The following is a 23,103-nucleotide window of genomic DNA, read 5'->3' as shown; positions in this document are numbered from 1 at the left end:
GATGTAATGCGTTTTATCAGATATCAAATGCTAAAATAATTTGGCTTTTGTTAAAACACTATTAGATTTGTAGTAAAATAGAGGTATTTCCACAATGTATTTTTACAAAATTTAATAAAAATGAATAAAATAAGCACAACAAAACTTTGAAAAATTTTAAATATTTCAAGTCGTGAATTATTTGACGAATTGGTCAATCAAAAACTGATTTTAAGAGATGTAGATAAATGGAATTTTACCTTAGTTTTAATTACTCCCTACCTCCTATTCCTCTTGAAATTCTCAGCCTGTTCCAACACGTTTTTATAAACAGCTTCCATAGTTACTGGCGGATATCCAAACTCAGCCAATTTGACGATGATATCCATCTTTAATTCGGTTTTGATGTCTTCACGCTTACTCCAAGCTGTATCCCCTATATTATCGCTAGATTAGCCCCTTATAAGTTCGGTAAATGTCATAGCGGATTAAATGCTTTCCCTTTTTCTGTTAAATAATATTTTTGTTTATGACTGGTCGGTTTATCGGGAATCGTAAGTGATACAAACCCCATCTCTATTGACGGATTTAAATAGTTTAATCTGAAATTTTTCCTATCTGTTAACCCTAATTTTTCCTGTAATTCACTTCTATTATGCATCCCCGTAAATACTTTTAAAAGTTCTTCAACTTGGGGGGTGACTTGGGGGGTGACTTGGGGGGTATCTCGCACTGATGGCAATGTAATCCTTAAAAAATTCTCTGAAAACTGAAAGCAATCTTTAGGATACGCTTGAAGAATTCTAGGAATTCCAGACCCTAATTGCTCCACCAAATCCAAATCCTTAAAAATGCGCATGAGTTCCTTGTTTCGAGGTATAGAAAAACCTTCAAAAAACTCATCTTTAGAAAGTCCGTCTGGCAAACCGCCATTAGAGGTTATTTCTAAACGATTATCAAAAAGCTCAAACTTAGGTGCCAACTCTTTTGTATAATCATTATGTACAAAAGCATTAACGACAGCTTCTCTAATTGCAATCTCATTCCATATACGTTTTTCTTGACGTTCCTTCGCAGTGATTTTAGTTAGCGTTCGGTTTTCTAAATTCAATTTATCTAGCACTTGCTGTGTTGCCTTTATAATAGATTCATAACCATATTCATTGCTCTCACTTAAGTCTACACGATCAATGCCGTAATACCGGGCAACTTTCACTGAAATAGTGTTCACATCATTTAGCAAATAAGCTACATAATTATAGCTATGGTCTTCGGTAAGAAGTTCTAGATTTTTCGCAAATTGATCATTGAGCACCTTCCCTATACCTGGATAGTAAATATGCAACTGCTGAAAATGAAGTTCCTGCTTCTTCGATTTTATATTACTGATAGAGTGACGTGTCCGTTTGGCAAAAAGCTGTTCAATTTGTCGCGTTGGCATCGGCTCTGAAGAATTACCTACTCTAATAAAAGCAACCTTTTCTGACAAACCGTATCTTTTAATATAATACGGTTTTTCATAACCTCCTGCAACAATAAGTTTGATGATCACTTTAACTTCTTTACGCTCTGTTACCAAATCAAAAAGCCCCATGCACGACGGAAGAATGTTGTTTTTCAATCGGTCTTTAATTAGCAGTTGATCATGATCCGCATCCTTTACGCCTACTGGTTACCCTGTATTATCAAATCCAATATAGATAATTCCACCTTCATTAGAATTTAGAAATGCGACCACTTCTTTTTCTAACTCTGGCGTTACTTGTTGTTTGTATTCTATATGTTTGTTTTCAGGCATATATTAATACTTTTAATTTATTCCAGGATTTCAACTCTAACAGTCTAGCTAAATGATTCCGATCTCACTTAGCGACACTCACTTGGGCGGGTTTCGGACTATATACAATCTCATCTACCCATAATAAAGGTTGTCTATTACAACAATCCATTGGTTTTCATTTTCAAATAACTTTGATATAATTGTGGATAAATTTCTAATTCACCTATAATGTCCTGATTCAATACATTTTGTGCAGATATTTTTATAATTGTTAAAAAATCCATCCCTCTTAAATCCCTCATATGCTCTACTTCTCCTAATATTTGAAAAGTAGAACCACCAACAACAATTTCGTAAAACTCTTTAACTTTCATTTTTGAGCAAATTTCATTATAAAAGCTAATGCCTAAAATATCTGCACTAATTCTCGTATCTTCATCATACTCTAAATCTTTGTTAGTGGCAATATTACGTGGATGATTCGTCGACATGTAAAATAAAACGGACTCCACTTTATTCCAACTTCCATAAAAGGACTTCAATATTCTAAACAATAATCTTGTAGGAGAATATTTCACATTGTTTGGTAGATCCACACCAGTATTTGAATGATGAAGATATATCTCAATGGGTTGGATATGCATCAAATCCCTGAAATGTAATTTATGTTGATTTATTAGATCGACAAGTATGGCACGTAATGGAAGATTATAGGCTTTATATTCCTTGAAATAACCAAAATAATGTTCATCTAATTTCGAAAATAAAAACTTCTGTATATCATTTATATTTTCCCTAACAATAGCTCTAATATCAAATTCAAAAGGCTCTGTTGAATAAAACTTATTGATATAGCCTTTAAAATCTACTTCTGCGCCATATTTATGTTCGTATATCTTCCTAATATTTTCTAAATCGCACACGAAAATAATTTTATCAAAACCAAATTTATTTTCTATTTCTACATCTCCAAAATTTTGATTATGTACACTGAAAACATTAAATAATCGGAAAATATGATCTGGGTCTAATCGGTCTAAATCGTCAATGAGTAAAACAGTCTTTTTTTCTGTTTTTTCTTTTAATTCATTTATTAGCCCATAAAGAAGCTGAGTAAGATTGTCATTTTCATAAGCAGAGCCCTCTTTGTCTGCTATAGATTTCAAATAGTCATAAATAACCTTAGCATCGTCCGTTGTTGTTTCTTCAATAAAGGAATTAAAATCCTTCTGTGTTTTATAAATTTCAGTAATTAATTTAGCTAAAGGCTTTCCTATTGTAGACTCTAATTGAAGAATACTCGTAAGGATATTTAATCCTTTAAAATCTGACTTTAAAAAAGGCAACAATGCCTCTTTAATGCTTGGCTTAAAAAACTCTAAACTAATTTGATCTTGATAATTAGCTAATAATTCAAAAACAATATCAAATTTAATCAGCTCAAAAACATCCTTGTTATTACTTACAGAATAATTTATTGGCTTCAACTTAACCACAACATAATCGCTATCATTACCTTTAAAAAAACCCTCAAGAAAGGTAGTCTTTCCAGCGCCGAAAGGTGCTGAAAAAAGTATGTTTTGATTTAGTTCTTCCTTAATGTGCTTCTTAAAGCCACTTAAAGTAAACTCAAAAAAAAGAGCTTCACTTTTTACTACACCCTCTTGTTTCATACAATCATCTTTTTACAACTCCCCCTTAAATGCCTGATCCAACAAACTGCTCTTTAAAGATTTTAAATGAGTGAGTTTTTGGATATGTACTTGAATAAGTTTTTCATTCAATTTATTAGACTTATTAATTTTTTGAACAATCATATTTTGCTCTTTTAGAGCTGGAACCCAAATGTTCAAATCTTTAATCATTGTTGCATTCAAATTTTTCTGACGAACACCTCGTCTAGATCTCATTATTTCGGGTTTCTGAAACTCTAATTGAAACTTTAAAAACTCAACGTTTAAAATATCCTCTTTAGGTTTAATACCAACAATAGCTTGATTACAAGTTGCATCAATTTTTAGAATGGACATTTTCATTGCTGCTGTATCATACATTCCACACAATAAAGTCCCTTCAGTAAATATTTTAGCATTAGAATTATTCAATCCTTCTTCTGTGATTTTTTCAACAGATTCAGAAATATAATGAGTGTTTAGCTCTCTTGACGTTAACCACGGAATTTTCCCATTCCAATAAGATTTATTGGATCTTGATGGAGTACCACCTGCTTTTATTTTATCAAACTCTCCAAGTTTATGTTTTGGCGTTTTCGTTCCAAACTCCTCATCCAACACACTTCCCATCAAAGCTTGAGTATGCGCTATGTTTTCTTCTAACAAACGAATAGCCTCGTCTATATCAGTAAATAAAGTATCTAATTTTGTGACGATGCGTTGTTGTTCAACTAAAGGTGGAAGTGGGAATTTAATCATCCCTAATTTTTTGCCATTTACATTAGGTTGTGCTGCTCCGATTTCATGGGCTCTAATTTGTTTCCAATATGATTCAGATTGAAAATATAAATATAAATATTTCGGAAATACAATCTCTTTTGGCTGAACCCTAATCAAATAGGAAGCGAATATGGAAGGTTCAGTATCTTCGATTAAAAATGATTTTCCGACAGTTGCTCCTGTTCGAGCAAAAAGAATATCATTTATTTCTAATTTGTACTTTTCTATATCCTTTCCTGAAGACACATCACTTATTGGTACAGTACTCCAATTAACACTTTGATTTTGAATATCTGTAATTCTTAAGTATCTATAATCACCTTTTTTAATAGTTTTTCCAGTATAACCATATTGAATCTTCTTGGCAATATCTTCAACTTTAACTTCCTTCCACTTACCCATCAATCAAGTTTTCAATTTGGTTCATTAAATTTAATATCTCCGCATCATTTTGTTTAATAGCAGTCAACAACTCTTTTGGACTTAAGTGAACCACTTCCACAACTTTGTGTGGGTTTTTGGCGCTTAAATCGTAATCTTTAATTTCTTCAATGTTTACTGTCCAATCGTTGCATTGTTGAGACCCTTCGACTGCGCTCAGGGTGACACTGTCTTTTAATTTAGCATTGGTGGCATTTCGTTCTTTTGGATGGTGGAATAAATGTACAAACTCTTCAAAATGTTCGTAAAGAATCGGTCTATTTTTGGTCAGTTTATAGGGTGGTGTGACATCATAATACCAAATATCATTCGTTGCGCCTTTTCTGTCAAAATACAGAATATTGGTTTTCACGCCACTATACGGCAAGAAAACACCAGCAGGTAAACTCACGATGGTATGCACATTATAGCTTTCCAGTAAGGTTTGTTTCACTTTGGTAAAGGCATTGTTGGTCTGAAACAACACCCCTTCAGGAACAATAATCGAAGCACGACCTTCCAATTTCAACATTTTCATAAAATGCTGTAAAAACAAGATTTCCGTCGCATTAGTTTCTACTGGAAAGTTTTGTTGGATTTGCTTTTTTTCCTTTCCGCCAAACGGTGGATTTGCCAAGATCACATTGTGCCGGTCTTTTTCTTGAAAATCACGGATGTTCTGCGTTAAGGTATTGCCTTTAAATACGTTCGGACTTTCTATGCCGTGCAGAATCATATTCATCATACCCATCACATAACCCAAGGATGTTTTTTCTTGTCCAAAGAAGGTTTTGTTCTGTAAAGTATCCCAATCGGAAGCGGACAGTTTTTGCTTTTTACCGTCTTGGGTTAAATAGTCAAAGGCTTCCACCAAGAATCCACCAGAACCAACTGCACCGTCATAAATGGTATCGCCTACTTTGATATCAGTGGTTTCTACCATGGCTTTTATGATGGCTCGTGGGGTATAAAACTCACCCGAGTTTCCACCATCACTTCCCATGCCTTTCAGTAGATCTTCATATACTTTGGACAATTCAAATAACTCATCACTACTCTGGAAATCTAAAGCATCAATGATATCCAAAACCTCTCGCAAGGTATGACCACTGGCGATTCGGTTGTCCAAGTATTCAAAAATAGCACCAATCTTATAGGTCAAGGATTTCGGGTCGTTGGTGGTCGTTTTAAACGCTTTCAAATACGGAAACAAGGTATCGTTGACAAAGTCAATCAAATCAGCCCCCGTTAACGCCTGTTTGACATCCAATTTTCCATCGGCATCTTTAGGACATGCCCAATGTGGCCAACGCAAATCTTCACGCAGAACATAGTTATAGTCTTTACCTTCTAAATAGGCTTCGTCTGCTTTGTTGTTTTCGTAATCGTTTAGAAATTTTAGAAATAGAATCCAAGAAATCTGCTCTGTATAATGCATCGCCCCCGAAATCCCGTCATCACGACGCAGGATATCAGTAATTCTATTGATGTTGTTTTGTATGCTCATAACTGCGTAATCTTTTGTAAAGTTGCTTTTATAATTGCAGCGCGTTCATGCGCTGTCATTTGATTGATATGACATTCTATTATTTCTTGGCTATTAGGATGCTCAAGAATAAAGAGGCTCATTAATTTTAATACATTTTTCACTTCGTCACTTGCCACATTAACTTCATCTATCAATTCTAAATTAGTGTCTAATACATAAATGATATCTTCAAAATCGTGACTCCATCTTGGATCAGAACCCCTGTTTTTAAAGGCCTCCCATTTTGTGGCAAGGAACAGTGATACAGGAAGCACTGAAATTTCAACATCATCAATACGCGTTTGGAAAGCTTTGGCAAAACCAGGCTTCAACCAAGGATTGGTAGGTCCAAGTGGCGTTGCTTCAAACGGAATAAAATCAATAAGAATCCCCTGGTAGGTATAGCGGTATAAATGTGTTCCTTCGGGATCAGGATAAATACTTTTTTGCTGTAGCCGCTCTCTTAATGCTTCCATTTGTCCAAGACTCGATACTTGCACACATACATCAACATCCGTGGTTACTCTCGGTGGCTCTGCAGCTGCATCGGTAGCATAAATACTTATGATGGCACCGCCAATATACACGACTTCTGCGTTAAGATCACCCAAAGCATGCGCCACTTCGGCAACAATTTTTAAATTGATGAACGTATTATTCCGCATATTGAAGGCGTTCTTTTAATAGGGATATGGCTAAATGCTGTTCACGTACTTTACCAACTCTAATGGCGTCAACAAGCGCTAATACTTCATGTAATTTTTTATCGTTCAAAACAGCTTTCGGAATTGTTCTATAAAGTGGCTGTATCGCCTGGCCACGCATAGTACCTCTTGCATAAGGCCAAACGTAATTTTGGTCGCTTAGTATTTCCTGATCTAATGGTGGCGCAGAATGTGCAGTTGCAACACCTCTTACAATAGCACCGGGTTGCTGTGGAAAAACATATTTGATACCGTATTGTATAAATTCCAACAGACTTAGTACATTCACTTTTTTACGGTTGGCATCTATTAATCCAGAATATTTTGAGCGTGACAAACATTCTGATATTTCAGATTGACTGATACCCAAGGCTTCAGATAGATCATGTTGAAACCAATCTTGCTCTCCCAACGTACAAATTTTTAAAAGGATCAAGATATCCTGAGGCTTTAATGTGTTATTATTTTTCATCATATTGCGTATTCCGATATGCAATATTAATCATATTTTCAATATAAAATAAGAATTCGCCGTTATATATCGCATATCGCGATATGCGATTAGTTGTGTTAGGACACTTGATATATTTGCTGCTGGAGTTTATAATAAGCTCCCAAAAGGACATCCATATTACCAAAAGCATTTTTAGCGTCTTTTGGCGTTCCTAATTTTAGGGTTACCAAATCTCCCAATTTATCACGCCGTAATTCTTCAATGCCGTACTTCTCGTAATGCTTCAGAATGAATTCCAAAAACTCCTTGGCTTCAAGGTTTTTATAGACTTCAAAAACCTGCGGATCTCCTTTTACAAATTCCACACGTTGTTTTCGTGTCATCAATTCCGATGAAAAGGATATATGTGCCAACACATCAAAAATATCACAATCGGGCGTGGCAATCATATTTCGTAAATCGTTGAGCTGCTCTCTATCAAAACCTAAGTCAGCCAATTTTATCAATAAATCAGATCGGGAATCTGGATTTGCCCAAATGGAACGTAATTGTTCTACATCTGTATAAATGCCAGGCAATTCCCCTATCAATTTTTCGAGAAATTCACGCGCCGTCAAAGGTCTTCCGTTTTCGTCAATATACCGAGTGTCCACATCTGTGACTTTCAATTTACGTCCGTTGGACAACTCTACAATCAGTTTTTCTTTTCGTTCGTATGGCTCACCGGGTTCCTTGACATCAGGTTTTTGTGATGGTTTTGGTTTTGAATCACCACCTCCTGTTCCACCTTCTTCAATTTCTTCTGCTTCGCCATCCCAGGCGGTATCGTAAAACAAATTGGTAGCTCCGACAAAATCTATAATCGTAAAAAAGTCTTTACCATCAAAAACACGAGTACCACGACCAATGATTTGTTTGAATTCTACCATAGAGCCAATCGGCGCTGTCAACACGATATTTCTGACATTTCGAGCATCCACACCTGTAGTCAACATTTTTGAAGACGTTAAAATCACTGGAATGTCTTTGTCATTGTCTTGAAACATTTCCAGCAATTCTCTTCCGTGTTTTCCTTCGTCACTGGTTACGCGCACGCAGTAATTGGGATCGGAAACGGTTTTGTGTTTATTGACATAATCTCTTAAATCCAAGGCATGATCTTGATTGGCACAAAACACAATGGTTTTATCCATCTTGCCAATGTGTTCTAAAATCGTTCTAGCCTCAAGATCTGTTCGTTGATTGATGGTAATACTTTTATTATAATCCTTGATCTCATAACGATCTTTGGTCACTTCGCCTTGAATAATACGACTGTCGTTGGTATGAATGTATTCATCGATATTGGTCGTCACTCGTTTTACTTTGTATGGCGTTAAAAATCCATCTTGAATTCCTTCTTTTAAGGAATATTCATAAATAGGCTTTCCAAAATATTGGTAGGTATCCACATTATCATCACGTTTTGGTGTCGCCGTCATTCCTAAATGAACCGCAGGACTGAAATGATCCAATATGGCGCGCCACGACCCTTCTTCGTTAGCACTTCCGCGGTGGCACTCATCAATAATCACCAAATCAAAAAAGTCGCTTGGGTATTTCGAATAATAACCGCCAATATCCTCCCGATCGGCAATGGCTTGATATATGGCAAAAAAGATATAGGCATTGGTAGGAACAACGCCGTTGCGTTTGCGCACTTCTTCTCCATCGATTTTTATAACATCATTCTCATAAGGATTAAACGTATTGATTGCTTGGTCTGCCAAAACGTTTCTATCTGCTAAAAATAGAATTCTTGGACGTCTATCATTTCCGTCTAAATTCCATTTGGCCTGCAATAGTTTATGCACTATTTGAAAAGCAATAAAAGTTTTGCCAGTACCAGTAGCTAAAGTTAAAAGAATACGATCCTGACCATCAGCAATACTTTCCATCGTTTTATTGACGGCAATTTCCTGATAATATCGAGGACCAAAATTTCCTGTGAGTAAAAAAGGGATGTTATGTAACTGTTCTTTTAATTGATTGGTCTTCCCAAAAAGTCTGTTGTACAATTCTTTTGGCGTTGGAAAATCATCAATATAATCTCCCTTCCCTGTGCGCCTATCAAACTCATAAATTCGTACGCCATTAGTAGCATAAACAAAGTTTATATCGAGTTTATGTGCATATTCCAATGCTTGTTGAAGTCCTTTAGTAGGATGATCAACTAATTTCTTAGCTTCGACAATGGCCAAGTTGGCGTTGTTGTATTTTAATAAATAATCTAGGAACAGCCTCTTGCCCCGCTTGTTACCAAGTAATTTTCGACCATCCGTAAAATAGTATTCTCTAACAATATGAATTGGTTCCCACTGGCTATCAGCTAGTTTTGGGTCTATAAAGTTTGCTCTAGTATCTGATTCGGAAATGTTTTTAGACATTACAAGCGGTTGGTTATTACACTAATAAAGCAGCTTCTTTTTTGGAAGTGCTCGTAGGAAGTGTTGTTAGTTTCTAAAGATATAAAAAGAATACATAAACGCTCAAGAATTATGCATTTTACGAAGCCATCGCTGTACATATTCATCATTTCTAGGATACCATTGTGTACTTATAGCATAGGAAAATCCGTTGCGCTTAAATTCAAATCTCCACGTCGATCGACTGACACCTTTTTCATCTTTCACAGCATCTGATTTTTGAGCGTATGTAAAATGATCTGGGATTCTGAGAAAGAGCGGGAAATTGATATCAAAAATTAATTTTGAATGATGCTTTGTGCAGAATTTGTCTAAATCAGAGTCAGACAGTTTTCTTGCTTCAGTTGCGACTTTCTCTTGAATCTCACTATTTGTATAGGGACGGTTAGCCATAATAGGTTAAGAATACATTTAGTTTATTTATCGACTATAACCGTTAGGGCAATTATAGACCGTGAATTTTTGCAATAATTGTTGAATATAGGAAGATTAAAAAAAAAAGGACAATTCCTTACTCACAATGGAGTATTTAAAACTAAAATGATAAAGCTTTTTGGTTTTTTTAAATGGAGTTTGGAAATCATAGTAGATATTTAGCCATAACACTCTCTTTTCCAGAAGTCTCATACTTTAATCTTGTCAATAAGATATGTCACTTATTATATCTATTTTGTACGATTTCTAATCTACATTTATTAGAATATATATGGTCACAGAATATTTTATCAACCAAGCTGCGAATAATTATTTACTTTAGATTAACTTCCATTAAAATAAAAATCATAATCATGAAAAAAGAAGAAAAAAAGACACCGTTACTCGATCCCAAAATAGAGAATGAGCAAAATGTAAAGCGGCAAGATAATATCAAGGAGCCAGATTCAAAATCAGATTCAGCTGAAAAACCAACTAAAGAAGACCCTGATAAAGTGCCAGAATCCAATGATCCAGCTGGGTATGGGGAATCAGGCAATGTGAAGAAATCACCTTATAAGAAAAAATGATCATAGGATGAAATTGGAATCTGTTGAACAAAGGCATTGCCCGTTCGGTTATCATTGAGGATTGAATTTTAAAAATTTCAAAATAAAGCGTCTAGGAAACAAAGCAAAGATCCCGCTAAAGAGCGGGATTTGTACTACTTAGAATCTTGAATCTTTCATTAAAATAAATATAGCGGATAACAATGAAGCCTAAAATTTATAGGTCAGCTTTAGTTTAACTTTTAGCTTAAAATTAATTACGCTCCATAATTTAGTACATTAGCAAATTATCTTATTACTAAGAGCGCAACTGCAGCAAGCCCCAAAACTATACTCACAATAAATACTACCACCGCCCAATTAGGATAAATTTTTTTGCATTTTATGTTATCATCAAAATGGTTTTGAAAACCTTTCAAGGCCTTTAAACGCGATGCTGGTATAGTGTCTTATTAATCAATTACGCGTTGAACGGCATCAATAAAAGCCTGTCTTTCTTGAGTGAGTTCTTTAGAACCCGCTTTTGGCCAAGCTGCCATTTGGGCAATGACAAGGTTTTTAGGCGGATTGATATAAATCATCTGACCGAAAATTCCTAAAGCGCCATAGCTTCCGTCCTTAAAACGCCACCATAAATAGCCATAGCCATCGCCCTGGTCATTGGTTTGATTAAGTAGTGACGTAGCATCTTCAAGCCATTCCTCTGAAAGTATGTTTTTATCTCCAATTTCACCGGCATCCAACATCAGCAGTCCCAGTCGTGCAAAATCTCTTAAACTCGCCGAAAGCCCACTTCCACCTAAATTGAGATGACTGCATTCATCGGCTAACCAATACGCGTCAGACTCCATACCAAAGGGTTTCCAGATCTTTTCAGAAAGATATTCTGCTAAGCTTATTCCTGTAGCTTTCTGGACCAAAATTCCCACTAAATCAGTTTCACCGGTACTATAGTTCCAATGCGTCCCCCGTTTGTGAGCGAATTTTAAGGGCTTCATATAAGTCAAAATATGAGACTCGGTACCTTGACAGTTTGCCTTGTACATTTGTCCGACATCCGAGTTTGGATCTTCATAATCCTCGTTCCATTCAATTCCAGAAGTCATCGTTAATAGTTGGCGGACGGTCACTTCTCCGTAATCATAGCCTTTAAATTCGTTAATATATTTTTTTAAAGGATCTTCTAAACTCTCAATAGCTCCTTCTTTTAAAGCGATCCCCACCAACATCGAAGAAACAGATTTAGCGACGGAAAAGGAAGTCCAAAGCGTCTCTTGATTGCTGTCGTCGGCATATTTTTCTAGGCGAATTTGATTATCTTTAATTACGATAACGCCCTGAACACGATGGTCATTCATATACGCATCTAAGGTCGTGTCGTCCTCCCACTTTGGAGTGATGTTCTTATACGCTTTCAACGGAGTACTGTGGGCAGTAGAAGGAATAGGAATGCTCGAGAAAATAGCATGCATGATTGGGAAGCGGCGTTCCTTTTCATCCTGCGACCAGAAAAGCAGACTTTCAAGTTTCTGACCCATCGTTTCACCAGGAATATCCGCAAGTTCATTATACGCCGATTTTACTTCAAGAGTTTGACCATCTTGAGCGCTAAGACTTAGTGATGCGAGAGTTAAAAGCAAGAGTAGGAAAAATGATTTTTTAGTGATCATGATTTTTTGGAGATTGCTATTGTAAATTAGGGATGCTTATTTGATTTTTTGTCTTTTTTGTGGAATACGAGCTAAAGGCTAATAAACTTTTAAATAAAAACATCAAAGAGATTTTTTATATAACGCGCTCACTGTACTATATTGAAACATTATACGTTTTCTTTATTTTCATAAAATAGTGTAGTGTATGGCTTACGAATTCCGTGTACAAGTGCTTCTTTAATTTTTGCACTTTTATAAAAGGTTGAATTTCAAATTTCAATTTGCTTAATTAGCCTTGTAAAGCTACCGAAAAATACACTCAATAGTCAAATATAAATTTTTCAAAACAGCAAATGGTTCAATGAAATTGATAAGATTAATAAATTGATTTAATTTTTTTTATAGCAGCTTTTCTATCCAATTTTATTAAACCACTCACTCATTGATTTATAATGCCGGTTCATGACTTCTCTAGGACCGGTCGTGGACATGCTCTTTAAGCAAATTTGGTTGTGCGGTCGATCTGTGCGTTTGCTTAATGTGCATGGCTCTTAGCGCCTGACTATCGTTCACTTAGATTTATCATTATGTGATACAATTTAATTTTCTTTCCATTTCTCAAATGTTTTGCTACTCCAATTTTTATGTCAGTAAAATTGTAATCATTTATCTCTTCATAATCAATAAATTTATAATTGTATACGTGTTTTGAAATAAAGGCTTTGTATTTATTCCAGAGTTTAGCAAAGTCCTTCGCAGTAGAATATGTTATTATATAATTGTTTTCTAATCCAGTTGTATCATATCTAAATAGTTTATCGAGATGAAGAATTATATAATCCGTTTTTAATGAGTCAAGAATTAAGGCTTCAATAATTGATTTAGGACTACCATCTTTTTCTGTTATAAATATATCAATTTCTCCACTTTTTTTACCTTCATTTGATGTACTCCATTGAGTTTGGTCCTTAATTGAGAAGCCCCTTGCTTCAACTAAATTTGCTAAATACTTGTTCCTTTCATTCTCATCAGAATTGTTTGCCCAGTATTTTTTATCACCTTGCATTTTTGCACTTGCAAAAATTAGTGAATCAACTAGCTCACTATTTGATTTATTAGTAAGTGTTTCAAAAGCCTTTAAACAATCAGAAGGTTTAACTATTTGATTAACTAATTGCTCAATAATTACTTGGTTATGAGTTGGGAATAAATTTTTGAACCTCCTACCAAGACTATCTAATTCAACTTTTTTTTTATTGTTATTCTCAATAACTGATTTAAGATATGAGAGAAAATTATGTTCCTCCGTACCCTGTTGGAGTTCTCCTAACCTTACATTTAGTTTTGTTATTTCAGAACTAAAATGTATCATAAAATATGGTTCGAAAATTTTTTCACTAACAAAATTGCCTAAACTACTTGCCACTGAATTTTCATTCAATCTTTGCTTTAAAGTAGAATTAGTTATTTCTGAATAACATAGATAAACATTGTCAAGTTCTGACCTATAATCAAGCCAATTATTTGGTTGTTTATTACATAGTTTTTGCAAAGATGTTAGTATTTTATAAAAGCTAAACTGCAAATTTTCAAGCTTATAATCAAATGAAAAAACCTCTCTTTGAAAAAGGATATTCCCAAGCTCACGTATATACTCTTTTGCAGAACCCCATCTATTATTTATTATTTCACCAAGAATTGAAACAACTTTAAAGTAAAAATTAGAGTCAATTCGATTTTCTAATTCTTCATATGATTTAATGAAATAGGATTCACTAATTGTTAAAGCTTTAGAACATTCCTCCTCGGACGTTGAGGTTAATGCTTTTTGGAAATTAATAAGTCCCAGATTTAATAAGCTTTCAGAAACTAATTCTGCTTCTGAATCATTTAATTTCTGTTGGTAAATTATTTCAATTTCTTCATTTGAGTCATCATAATACAAGTATAGGTCCTTTAAACGTTGGAGCTCTATAAAAATCTCTGAACTTGGAATCCAATCATCAATTAGCAAACTTAAACCTTGTCTTATTTTTAGTTTTCCTAATACCACCAAGTCTGTAAATAATTCTAGCCCAATTTTTCTAACAAAAGAGTTTTCTTTTTCATCTAATATAATTTCACGCATTGAAGAGTTTATAGTTTTTTCTTCAAGGTTTATTATTGAACCAACAAAATCATTCTCAAGAAAACTAATTTTCTCAGGAGTGCTCAAAGTTTTAAATTCTAATATTTCAAAATTTTTATTCATTAGAATACATATTCATCGACAGCAAATTCTTTTTGATTTTTTAAAACACCTGATAATTTTCTTTCAGCTGTTCCAATTAATATTTGCAATTTATCTCCATATCTTGATTCTATGCTTTGTAAAACACGGGCTAAACCTTCTAGATATTTTAAATCAGCTTCCTCTTTTCCAGGACTATCAATTATTAATAACCGTGTATGTCTGCCAAAATTAAACTCGATATCAAGTTGGATTAGACTCAAATAAAATGCTATTTTCGCCCTTAACTGCTCACCCTCTGCTATATTTTCAAAGGTCACATACTCATTATCCTGTTTGTAGTAAATTTCGAAATTTTCCTTAATCAAAACTTCTGAAATTGAAGTTAATCCAAAATCATGTATCTCATTTTTCATTAATTCCGAAAGTCTATCTAAAACTTTTGTTCCTAATTCAAATCTTCGTTCAGATAACTTTTCAATTGCTGAATCTAGAAGATTGATTTTTGTTGCATAATTTGAGCCTCGAATTATTTCTTGAGATGTTATTTCTTGTAGTTGAAAATTTAACACAGCCTTTTCTGACACAAGTTCTTCTTTTCTCGAATCGGAAGGATTTACTTTACTCTTTTCGGAATTTATTATTTTTTCTAATTCTTGAAGTTCATCAGATAAAGAAGATACATCTTGAATCCCATCAAACATCTTTTCGGAACTGACAATATCAGAATAAATAGAATTGAATTTTTCCTGAAAAATGTCATTTTGTTCTGAAAGCGTACATATTTCCGACTCTAAATTTTTAATAGTGATTTTTAAATTTTCAATCTTATCTTTAAATACATCAATATCAACATCATCTTCATTACCAATAGTTGATTCGTTGCACAATGAGCATTTATGCTCATGCAACCTAGATTGTTTTTGTATTTCTGAAACATCATGATTACAGCCAGGACAATATTTAATATCCAAGTTGGAAAACAAAATACCAATATCCACAAATTCTTTTAAGTCATTACTTTGCTTTTTCGCTTTCTCTAATTCTTTTTTTAATCGAAAAATCTCAGATTGATTTGTTTGTTGTTTTGTTTTAATTGAATGTAATTCTTTGTTCTTTAATTGCTTTACATTTTCAATTTCAATTGATTTCTTATTCTCTGATTGAATTAAGCCAAGAAGCGAATTATATTCAATGTAAAGTGGTGCTAGATTAACCTTTTCCTTGCTTATTATTTGAATTTCATTCAACTCAATATTTATATCTGTTAGTCTCTGCTGAAATTTCTCCAGGTTTTGTTTTTCCTGTTTTTTTTGTCTTTCTGTAAAAGATTGCTCTTTTGCTTTTTCATAATTAAGCAAATCTTTTTTTATTGTCAATCTGTTTATTGGATAAGTCAGTTTTAGACCTAAAAGCATTTGAAAAACTTTTTTCCCTTGGTCACCATACATTAGGCTAGTGGAATCTTTTGACTCGAGTAAAATAGATTTAAAATAAGTTTTCCAACTAGCTCCAGCCTCAATTAAATCATCCTTGTCTTTTTGGGAAGATTTCTGTGTCCACTTCAAAGAATAATATGTGAATTGCTGAAAGAAAAAGTCGTTTATTAAATCTTGATAGGAAGTTTCACTACTTGCATCAAAAACGACCTCATCAGAATAATTTTCCAATTCATCTAATGAATTAAAAGAACCATTGAATAATCCAGCATAAATTCTGTATTTCGACAAGTCTAAAAATACTGTATACTTTTTTTCATTTATACTAAAGTTCACAAAAGCATGATTAATCCACTTTTTAATATTATCCTTTAATGAATTTGTTCCAGTGAGTGCGTATTTTATTATTTTGAAAATACTTGATTTTCCTTTTAAATTGTCTGCAATAATAATATTGAGACCTGATTCAAAAGGTAAAGAAAAATTAATTTTAGCACCTGAATAATCTGAATTTTCTGAGATACCCTTTTCACCCAGCAGAGTTACCTTGTCAATTAATAGTCTTTTACCTGTTGACATTGGAGTATCTCTACTGTATTCATCATTTAGATTAAGTATTTCTTCAACCTCAGATTTGGTTAATTGCTCTTTATACTCTTCGTATAATTCATCAGTAAATTTTTTAAAATCGAAATTCATAATTTCTCTAGATAAAGGTTAAAGAATTCTGTATTAACATTCTCCTGGATTCCTCCTATATACTCTTTGTAAGTTGTGTTTTTATATTCATCAATTTGATATTGAGATATTCTTAATTGACTTCCTGATGAATCTCCAAAGTAATTTTTGATTAAACCACATCTTTGAACATACCAATTTAATGCAGGTAATGACTTTATTGCGCTTTCAAACTTATCTATTGCATATTGTGTAATGAAATATTTTTTTTCAATTGTTTTCAGGTCGATACTTTTTTTACTTGAGAAATCAATGAAATCTACACTTTTCAAAAAAGCAATTACATTATCGATATCCTCATATGCTCCAAAAAAGAATCTTTCCATTTCTAATCGTCTGATAACAGGCTCCTTATTTTCAAAAATATCTTTGACAATTTTCTTAATCTCCAATTGTTTTGACAAGTCACCTTTCGCAATATTTATTAATTCAAATGATAAGTAATCAGGATTTCTTAATAAAAAGTCAATTTTCTGAATACGCTGTTCACTTTTGAAAATCCTTTTTAAATTAGGAAAATTTAAATCAGAATAAGGCTCACTAAAGACATAGAGTATCAAGAATATTCTTAATCTATCTTTGTAAATTCTTATTTTTTCATTTTCATCCATATTGTCAATATTCTATGTGTTTTGGCTTAAATTTGGCTCTTTTGTAGGTTTTGGTTGCTCGTCGAATGTGCGACATACCAATGTGCATCGGTTGTCTTTTTACAATGAACGCCAACGTTTAGTATAAAAGAAGTAGGGCTGTAAATAATCAATAAATTTTCGGATTATCCACAAGCCAAATCTTTTGCATTTTGTTTTATATTATTTTTCTAAAAGCCAAATCAAAAGATTTGGCGACTTCGCAAATATGCCTGAACCATTGGGTTTAGCACTGACTTGCCCTATTTTTTTTATACAGCTGTTGTATGCCGTTTTTTTACCGACATTTTTGAATCAGTTCAATTAAATCTAATCTACCACTTTTGCTAAATCCTAATTTTTCTGCTTTTTTATAATCACTACAAGCACCATTTTTATCTCCCATTTTATTTTTTAACATTGCTCTTTCTAAAAAAAGTTGAGCATCGTCGGTAATTTTTATGATTAAGGTGTCAAGTACTTGTAAAGCGTTTGAATATTCTTCTGAATCTATTAAGATATTAGCCAATTCTCTTAAAGTTTGTGAGTTTGTAGGTTGAAGTTCAGAAACTTTTTGTAAATCTAAAATCGCATCTTCTTTTTGATTTATTAGATTATATAAACTTGCTCTTTTTAGAAAATATTCTGGATTTTTTGAGTTAATTGAAATAGCTTTATTAAACTCATCCATAGTTGCCCAAGTTTGTGAGCCTTCACTAAATTCTTTATTTCCTTCTATATTGTCAAAGTAAATAAGTCCTTTAAAGAAATAAGCGTCAGAATTGTTTTTATCCAACTCTATTGCTTTATTCACATTTTCCATTGCTTCCATAACTTTACTTGATTTGTATTTTACTTTTGCTAATTGTAAATATTCGTCTGACTTGGTTGGTTTTTTAGGTTTGGGAAATTCTTGGCTTAATGAGAAATCTGAATAGACTTTCGAGTGAAACTTGTTATAAATTAGAGTTTTATTGCCTTTTTTATATTTAATGTCCAATCCGCCAAACATTGAGTTCCGATTATCTGGATTATCAGAATATTCATATTGCTTATATCCATTTGTAGTTGCTTCATTTTTAATGTTAAACCATTCACATTTGCAATTCAATCCAACTTGAATATAATAGATTGCATTGGTGTCGTCATTTAAACTTTTCAAGGTAAGATAGATTCTACTTCCTTTATAGTTAAGTAAAATTTCGGGTGAGTTTACCAATAAATCGTGTTCTCCAGTTAGTTCATTGAATTCCTCATATTTTTTGCTTTCCCAACTTTCTAAATAATCATAAATATGCCTGTAAAAATCATCTACTGTTAGTTTTTGGGTTATGACTTTATCAAAGAAAGATATATTTAAATTGAAGTTGCCAAGTTGTGGTCTATTGTTTTTAATCGCTTCACTTTTCAATTTTGAAATCTCATAATATTTAGTCTCGATTAAAATTTCTTTTCCATCAGTTCTATTGTCATTTTCTTCTTTTTGAATTGAAAGTGCTTTTTCATAAGCAGCCACAGAACCAGCATAATCATTTGTTTTGTATTTAATATCTCCCAAAAGACTATAGTTTGCTTGTAAATCTTTAGTTCCTATTAATGATTTTTCGCAGTCTATAATTGCGGATTTATATTTTTTTAAAAAATAATTTGTTTTGGCTCTACCATAATAGCAGTCCGCACAATTTGGGTCTTTAGTTATTAAGGAATTAAATAATGTTAAGGCTTCATTATATTTTTCCGTATTAAGTCTATCAAAAGCATCATTAAATACGGTTTCATTTGAAAACTGCCCAAAAATATTTGTGGATAAGCATAAAAATAGTAATAGTCCAATTCCTTTCATAATTTGTTCTTTTTGAGCGAGCCGAGTTTTTTTAAATGGCATACAACATGTGTATATATAGCATATGACACGAGGAGTTACGTATATATCACCTATATACCCCATGCCATTTCTGTTTGCCGTTCTCAAATGTACCCTATTCATATAAACCATCCAAGGTCTATTTCTTATAGTTCATATCTCAAATGTATAAATTTGAAATCTAAAATAGCACTCCCAACTTATTGGGCGCTACATTAGCCCTAACTTTAAAACTAAACGGCAAAAACCAGGGATCCTAAATTCAAACCACAAGCAAAGCACTTAACAAGTTATAAAACAAGAGGGTTCTATACCATTTGGCCACCCAAAAACAGCACAACTTCCAAATATCCTTACCTTGACCCAACGTTTTACCCATAGACGGCAAAGCAACCGCATGCGTCAACACAATATTCAGCTCTGGCCCATCGGCGAGCCGAATTCTTAGTTATTGGCAGTAGTTATTTTATTACGAAATGTTGAACTTGACTTGTGCTTTCTCCATATGTATCGATTTTACCTACTTCTAATAAATTGTATTCGTTAGTTCCGATTTTCGAAATTAGTTCTGTTTCAAAATCACTTAATCTACCATTTAATCTTCTTACTTTTTTTCCTAAAATTTTTGCTATTGGTATTTCCTCCCCTTTTTCAAATTTTGGCAGAGTATAGCTTAACAATTCTGTAAATTCTCCAAATTGGTCAATCACAGTCTCTAAATGATTCTGACTATTATAATCAATTAAGTAAAGATTGTTCAATAAGTGTTCGATGATATTGAGAACAATTTTTAAACTTTCTTCCCTTGGTGCTTTCATTTCGTGAACAGAATCATTTCCTATGAAGCGTATTGAATGAAGTCTTTTAGATTCTTTTTCTGTTATTAATTTATTCCTAACAAGAGCATTGATTTTCTTCTCAAGATTTCGACCAGGAATTTCTTTTTCAAGACATATTGCTTCTATTATTGCTCTGAAGGCAACTCCTGTAAGTATAAAGCAATCTGCATTGTAAGCTTTAATTGATTCTTCGTAAACGAGTTTTATTCTATCTGGTAGAATGTGAGTGCTTTCGAGTTTTCTTTTAGCCCTTAATTTTTTTGGATAAAGTTCGACAGTTATTTCAGGTATCCATTCTCCATTTTCGTTAGGATATGCAGATTCAATGTCTATAAATTCTTCTCTGAAAGATATTCTTTCACAACCAAGACATTGAACAATCATATAATCTATAGCATAATCATAATCTTCATTGTCACTTCTAATTCCGTGTTTATCTAAAATGTTATGATTTGTCTTAAAATCACATCTTAAACAATAGCTTTTTTTCGTTTTCGTCATTTCTTTTAATTACTGCCAACACATGTATACACGCATACAGTTGCGCCAATATTCATTATATGTTCCTATCAAACATATTAATTTTAAGGACAGGATACAATTTAACCAAAGCTCTTTTTATTTTATGATGCCAGCAAAATGAAAAAAGTTACTTTCCCAAAAGTAACCACTACGCATGTACACACTTGACCAAATCAATCACAGCACAACTTCCAAAAACCCTTACCTTGACCCAACGTTTTACCCATACACGGCAAACCAACCAGATTCGTTAACACAGTATGCATCTCTGGCCTACCCCGCTAAGGCGGGACAGGTGCGGCGAGCCGAATTCTTAGTTATTGGCTGTAGGCATTACAATTCCATTTTATATCATTTTTTATTAGTCTCAATTATACTTTTAATAAGTATAAAAGCCAAGACTAATGATGGAATGTGCCAAGATATTATTTTTCGATTCATTAAAATGGTAGTGATAACCAGTAGGCTCCAAATAATTATGTTTGTTATTTTTTCAATTTTATTTTTTTTATCGACTGGTAATTTTATTTTTTTTACTTTCCTAAGACTTGTGTTCTTTTCTTCTAAAAACATGGGGATTTCATTCAAAAGTTTTTCTCGGTCATACCAAACTTCAAAATCCTCAAAAAGTATTTTGGAGTTGCACAAATCTATTAATGCTACTGAAATAATTGAAATGCAAGCACCAGCAATAGAGTCAGCTCCCCAAATAAATGAAAATGCAGAATCATAACTTTCTAAATCTTCATCTAATGAGGACAAGTCATCTAATTCCTCTTTTTTAATAAAATAAACTTCAATAAATGTTTTCTGCCCATTTAATTCACAATCTCCTCCAAACTCGTCAAAAAGATTAAAGTTCTCGTTAAACTTAAAATTATAACCGAGTGTTCTAATTTGAGCCTCAAGTTCTAATTTAGACGGTATTTTTGCTTTATTAATAAAAGCTATAATAGTCATTGACATAATACTCGGTTTTTTAGCTTACAGCCAACATATCTGTATTTAACACAGAGTGCCATATATATTACCTATCTACCACATGCCATTTCTGTTTGTCGTTCTCAAATGTACCCGATTTCTGTAAAGAATCCAAGGTCCATTTCTTATAGTTCATATCTCAAATGTATAAATTTGAAATAGCACTCCCAACTAATTGGGGGCCAAATAAGCCCAACATTAAAACTAAACGGCAAAAACCAGGCATCCTTAATTCAAACCACAAGCAAAGTCACTTAACACGTTATAGAACAAGAGGGTTCTATACTACTTGGCCGCCCAAAATAGCACAACAACCAAATTCCCTCCCCTTAACACAACGTTTTACCCATAGACGGCAAATCAACCGGATTCGTCAATACCATATGCAGCTCTGGGCAACTTACTCATGACCGTAGGGAGTAATCGGCGAGCCGAATTCTTAGTTATTGTGAGCAGTGTTTATTCTATTTATGTTCTTCTAATCAGTTCATTTTTAATACGTCTTCTCCATCTTTTCTAAAAACAGAACCCGTTCTTCTGTATTTCATTTTAGTTCCTTTTACGCAGAGTACATAAACTCCGTTTCCAAGTTGTTCAGAAAGTGATAGAAGTGTAATATCTTTTTCGTCAACTCCCATATCAACAGAAATGTGTGTTTTTAAATCATCGACTCTTGTACCCATCCTTTTCCAAGTTGAACTTGTATTCCATTTTGGTTCTTTGAATCCGTTTTCTACGACACATGAATTCTCTTTATTGTGTTCCATTTTCGCATATTCCCAAGTATTGTCTGATTTTAGGATTACTTGTCTTCCGCCCTCCATTGTTGCTTTTACATTTTGTGAAATAGCAAAAAGAGGCAATAAAAATAATACTGTCATTAAAATGTTTTTCATAATGTTGGTTTTTAATTGTTTAATTTAGTATAAAATCTTCACTATGCCACAAGGAAATAATATTGAAATCACAGGATTAAAGAAAACTTATATCTCGAAAGAATTTTTACTAACTCCTTTTCCAGATACATTTGAGTATAAAAAACGTATATGTGTTTTTTATTCTGTTCTATATGGCAATGAAATCGAAAGAATTTATTTTATAGTTGAATACTTTGATGATTTTACTCAAGATTCCTTAAAAAATCTCGATTACAAGAGCTTCTCTCCGAACGGTGTTATATTTTTAGATTCCACCAAAGAAGATAGTAAAGCTATAATTGACGACATAAAATCCAATAAAAGACTTTATAAAGAATCTTTCCACTAAATATTATGCTCTCCAGCTACAAACACTAATCCATAGAAATAAGATAATTTTTTGAGTGAGGTTTACAACATATGTATGTATAACACAGAGTGACACCCCCTATCCACCCCATGCCATTCCTGTTTATCATTCTCAAATGCACCAGATTGATGTAAAGCATCCAAGGTCCATTTCTTA

18 protein-coding genes and 1 pseudogene are annotated in these 23,103 nt (G+C 33.2%); 2 read left to right on the top strand and 17 right to left on the bottom strand.

Annotated elements, in window-relative coordinates:
• Positions 1-257 precede the first annotated feature (257 nt).
• From JEM65_RS10140 to JEM65_RS10100, 9 genes and pseudogenes are all read right to left on the bottom strand, one after another.
• A complete protein-coding gene (locus tag JEM65_RS10140) occupies positions 258-419 on the bottom strand; it encodes a type I restriction enzyme endonuclease domain-containing protein (RefSeq protein ID WP_307810554.1) in 162 nt (53 codons plus the stop codon).
• Positions 420-457: 38 nt separating this feature from the next.
• Positions 458-1,777: pseudogene (locus tag JEM65_RS10135) on the bottom strand (Fic family protein).
• Positions 1,778-1,914: 137 nt separating this feature from the next.
• The gene (locus JEM65_RS10130; RefSeq protein WP_199599073.1) at positions 1,915-3,432 is read right to left on the bottom strand and encodes a P-loop NTPase fold protein; all 1,518 of its coding nucleotides are present in this window, start codon (positions 3,430-3,432) and stop codon (positions 1,915-1,917) included.
• A gap of 12 nt (positions 3,433-3,444) precedes the next feature.
• Positions 3,445-4,614 carry a restriction endonuclease subunit S gene (locus tag JEM65_RS10125; protein WP_199599071.1) on the bottom strand — a complete coding sequence of 390 codons (1,170 nt, stop codon included), beginning with the start codon at positions 4,612-4,614 and terminating at the stop codon, positions 3,445-3,447.
• Positions 4,607-6,139 (bottom strand): class I SAM-dependent DNA methyltransferase, encoded by a 1,533-nt coding sequence (locus JEM65_RS10120; protein WP_199599069.1) that lies wholly within the window; start codon positions 6,137-6,139, stop codon positions 4,607-4,609. Before JEM65_RS10120 ends, JEM65_RS10125 begins: the two co-directional genes overlap by 8 nt.
• Positions 6,136-6,825 carry a hypothetical protein gene (locus tag JEM65_RS10115; RefSeq protein WP_199599067.1) on the bottom strand — a complete coding sequence of 230 codons (690 nt, stop codon included), beginning with the start codon at positions 6,823-6,825 and terminating at the stop codon, positions 6,136-6,138. Before JEM65_RS10115 ends, JEM65_RS10120 begins: the two co-directional genes overlap by 4 nt.
• On the bottom strand, positions 6,815-7,339 hold the full coding sequence (locus JEM65_RS10110) for a hypothetical protein (protein ID WP_233530607.1): 525 nt from the start codon (positions 7,337-7,339) through the stop codon (positions 6,815-6,817). The genes JEM65_RS10115 and JEM65_RS10110 overlap by 11 nt, the downstream gene beginning before the upstream one ends.
• Before the next feature lie 95 nt (positions 7,340-7,434).
• Entirely contained in the window at positions 7,435-9,744 is a 2,310-nt protein-coding gene (gene hsdR / locus JEM65_RS10105; protein WP_199599065.1) for an EcoAI/FtnUII family type I restriction enzme subunit R, read from the bottom strand.
• 102 nt (positions 9,745-9,846) lie between these two features.
• Positions 9,847-10,176, bottom strand: a complete 330-nt coding sequence (locus JEM65_RS10100) for a hypothetical protein (protein WP_199599063.1) — start codon at positions 10,174-10,176, stop codon at positions 9,847-9,849.
• 395 nt (positions 10,177-10,571) lie between these two features.
• Between JEM65_RS10100 and JEM65_RS10095 the strand changes: the two genes are divergently transcribed.
• Positions 10,572-10,787 (top strand): hypothetical protein, encoded by a 216-nt coding sequence (locus JEM65_RS10095; protein ID WP_199599061.1) that lies wholly within the window; start codon positions 10,572-10,574, stop codon positions 10,785-10,787.
• A gap of 431 nt (positions 10,788-11,218) precedes the next feature.
• Here JEM65_RS10095 and JEM65_RS10090 read toward each other — a convergent pair whose 3' ends face one another.
• The 8 genes from JEM65_RS10090 to JEM65_RS10055 form a co-directional block, all read right to left on the bottom strand.
• Complete coding sequence (locus JEM65_RS10090) at positions 11,219-12,436, bottom strand: serine hydrolase domain-containing protein (protein WP_199599059.1); 1,218 nt, start codon at positions 12,434-12,436, stop codon at positions 11,219-11,221.
• A 544-nt stretch (positions 12,437-12,980) separates the two neighbouring features.
• Positions 12,981-14,669 (bottom strand): hypothetical protein, encoded by a 1,689-nt coding sequence (locus tag JEM65_RS10085; protein ID WP_199599057.1) that lies wholly within the window; start codon positions 14,667-14,669, stop codon positions 12,981-12,983.
• Positions 14,669-16,786 (bottom strand): AAA family ATPase, encoded by a 2,118-nt coding sequence (locus JEM65_RS10080; protein WP_199599055.1) that lies wholly within the window; start codon positions 16,784-16,786, stop codon positions 14,669-14,671. Before JEM65_RS10080 ends, JEM65_RS10085 begins: the two co-directional genes overlap by 1 nt.
• Positions 16,783-17,436, bottom strand: coding sequence for a hypothetical protein (locus tag JEM65_RS10075; RefSeq protein WP_199599053.1), 654 nt, complete (start codon positions 17,434-17,436; stop codon positions 16,783-16,785). The genes JEM65_RS10080 and JEM65_RS10075 overlap by 4 nt, the downstream gene beginning before the upstream one ends.
• Before the next feature lie 316 nt (positions 17,437-17,752).
• Positions 17,753-19,297 carry a tetratricopeptide repeat protein gene (locus JEM65_RS10070; protein WP_199599051.1) on the bottom strand — a complete coding sequence of 515 codons (1,545 nt, stop codon included), beginning with the start codon at positions 19,295-19,297 and terminating at the stop codon, positions 17,753-17,755.
• A gap of 482 nt (positions 19,298-19,779) precedes the next feature.
• Complete coding sequence (locus JEM65_RS10065) at positions 19,780-20,658, bottom strand: DUF4145 domain-containing protein (RefSeq protein ID WP_199599049.1); 879 nt, start codon at positions 20,656-20,658, stop codon at positions 19,780-19,782.
• A 372-nt stretch (positions 20,659-21,030) separates the two neighbouring features.
• The gene (locus JEM65_RS10060) at positions 21,031-21,645 is read right to left on the bottom strand and encodes a hypothetical protein (protein WP_199599047.1); all 615 of its coding nucleotides are present in this window, start codon (positions 21,643-21,645) and stop codon (positions 21,031-21,033) included.
• 497 nt (positions 21,646-22,142) lie between these two features.
• Complete coding sequence (locus JEM65_RS10055; RefSeq protein ID WP_199599045.1) at positions 22,143-22,556, bottom strand: DUF3157 family protein; 414 nt, start codon at positions 22,554-22,556, stop codon at positions 22,143-22,145.
• A gap of 43 nt (positions 22,557-22,599) precedes the next feature.
• Here JEM65_RS10055 and JEM65_RS10050 point away from each other — a divergent pair, with 43 nt between their 5' ends.
• Positions 22,600-22,926 (top strand): hypothetical protein, encoded by a 327-nt coding sequence (locus JEM65_RS10050; RefSeq protein ID WP_199599043.1) that lies wholly within the window; start codon positions 22,600-22,602, stop codon positions 22,924-22,926.
• The last annotated feature ends 177 nt before the right edge of the window (positions 22,927-23,103 follow it).

The sequence above is a fragment of the Gelidibacter salicanalis genome (assembly GCF_016469035.1).
GTDB lineage: Bacteria > Bacteroidota > Bacteroidia > Flavobacteriales > Flavobacteriaceae > Gelidibacter > Gelidibacter salicanalis_A.
The sequence above is the reverse complement of the archived record's forward strand: the minus strand, read 5'-3'. Positions and strand labels throughout refer to the sequence as shown.

What these genes read in the sequence shown, in the direction of transcription:
- JEM65_RS10130 (WP_199599073.1), bottom strand. Translation starts at nt 3,432, where the DNA reads ATGAAACAAGAGGGTGTAGTAAAAAGTGAAGCTCTTTTTTTTGAGTTT.
- JEM65_RS10125 (WP_199599071.1), bottom strand. Translation starts at nt 4,614, where the DNA reads ATGGGTAAGTGGAAGGAAGTTAAAGTTGAAGATATTGCCAAGAAGATT.
- JEM65_RS10120 (WP_199599069.1), bottom strand. Translation starts at nt 6,139, where the DNA reads ATGAGCATACAAAACAACATCAATAGAATTACTGATATCCTGCGTCGT.
- JEM65_RS10115 (WP_199599067.1), bottom strand. Translation starts at nt 6,825, where the DNA reads ATGCGGAATAATACGTTCATCAATTTAAAAATTGTTGCCGAAGTGGCG.
- JEM65_RS10110 (WP_233530607.1), bottom strand. Translation starts at nt 7,339, where the DNA reads ATGATGAAAAATAATAACACATTAAAGCCTCAGGATATCTTGATCCTT.
- hsdR (WP_199599065.1), bottom strand. Translation starts at nt 9,744, where the DNA reads ATGTCTAAAAACATTTCCGAATCAGATACTAGAGCAAACTTTATAGAC.
- JEM65_RS10100 (WP_199599063.1), bottom strand. Translation starts at nt 10,176, where the DNA reads ATGGCTAACCGTCCCTATACAAATAGTGAGATTCAAGAGAAAGTCGCA.
- JEM65_RS10095 (WP_199599061.1), top strand. Translation starts at nt 10,572, where the DNA reads ATGAAAAAAGAAGAAAAAAAGACACCGTTACTCGATCCCAAAATAGAG.
- JEM65_RS10090 (WP_199599059.1), bottom strand. Translation starts at nt 12,436, where the DNA reads ATGATCACTAAAAAATCATTTTTCCTACTCTTGCTTTTAACTCTCGCA.
- JEM65_RS10085 (WP_199599057.1), bottom strand. Translation starts at nt 14,669, where the DNA reads ATGAATAAAAATTTTGAAATATTAGAATTTAAAACTTTGAGCACTCCT.
- JEM65_RS10080 (WP_199599055.1), bottom strand. Translation starts at nt 16,786, where the DNA reads ATGAATTTCGATTTTAAAAAATTTACTGATGAATTATACGAAGAGTAT.
- JEM65_RS10075 (WP_199599053.1), bottom strand. Translation starts at nt 17,436, where the DNA reads ATGGATGAAAATGAAAAAATAAGAATTTACAAAGATAGATTAAGAATA.
- JEM65_RS10070 (WP_199599051.1), bottom strand. Translation starts at nt 19,297, where the DNA reads ATGAAAGGAATTGGACTATTACTATTTTTATGCTTATCCACAAATATT.
- JEM65_RS10065 (WP_199599049.1), bottom strand. Translation starts at nt 20,658, where the DNA reads ATGACGAAAACGAAAAAAAGCTATTGTTTAAGATGTGATTTTAAGACA.
- JEM65_RS10060 (WP_199599047.1), bottom strand. Translation starts at nt 21,645, where the DNA reads ATGTCAATGACTATTATAGCTTTTATTAATAAAGCAAAAATACCGTCT.
- JEM65_RS10055 (WP_199599045.1), bottom strand. Translation starts at nt 22,556, where the DNA reads ATGAAAAACATTTTAATGACAGTATTATTTTTATTGCCTCTTTTTGCT.
- JEM65_RS10050 (WP_199599043.1), top strand. Translation starts at nt 22,600, where the DNA reads ATGCCACAAGGAAATAATATTGAAATCACAGGATTAAAGAAAACTTAT.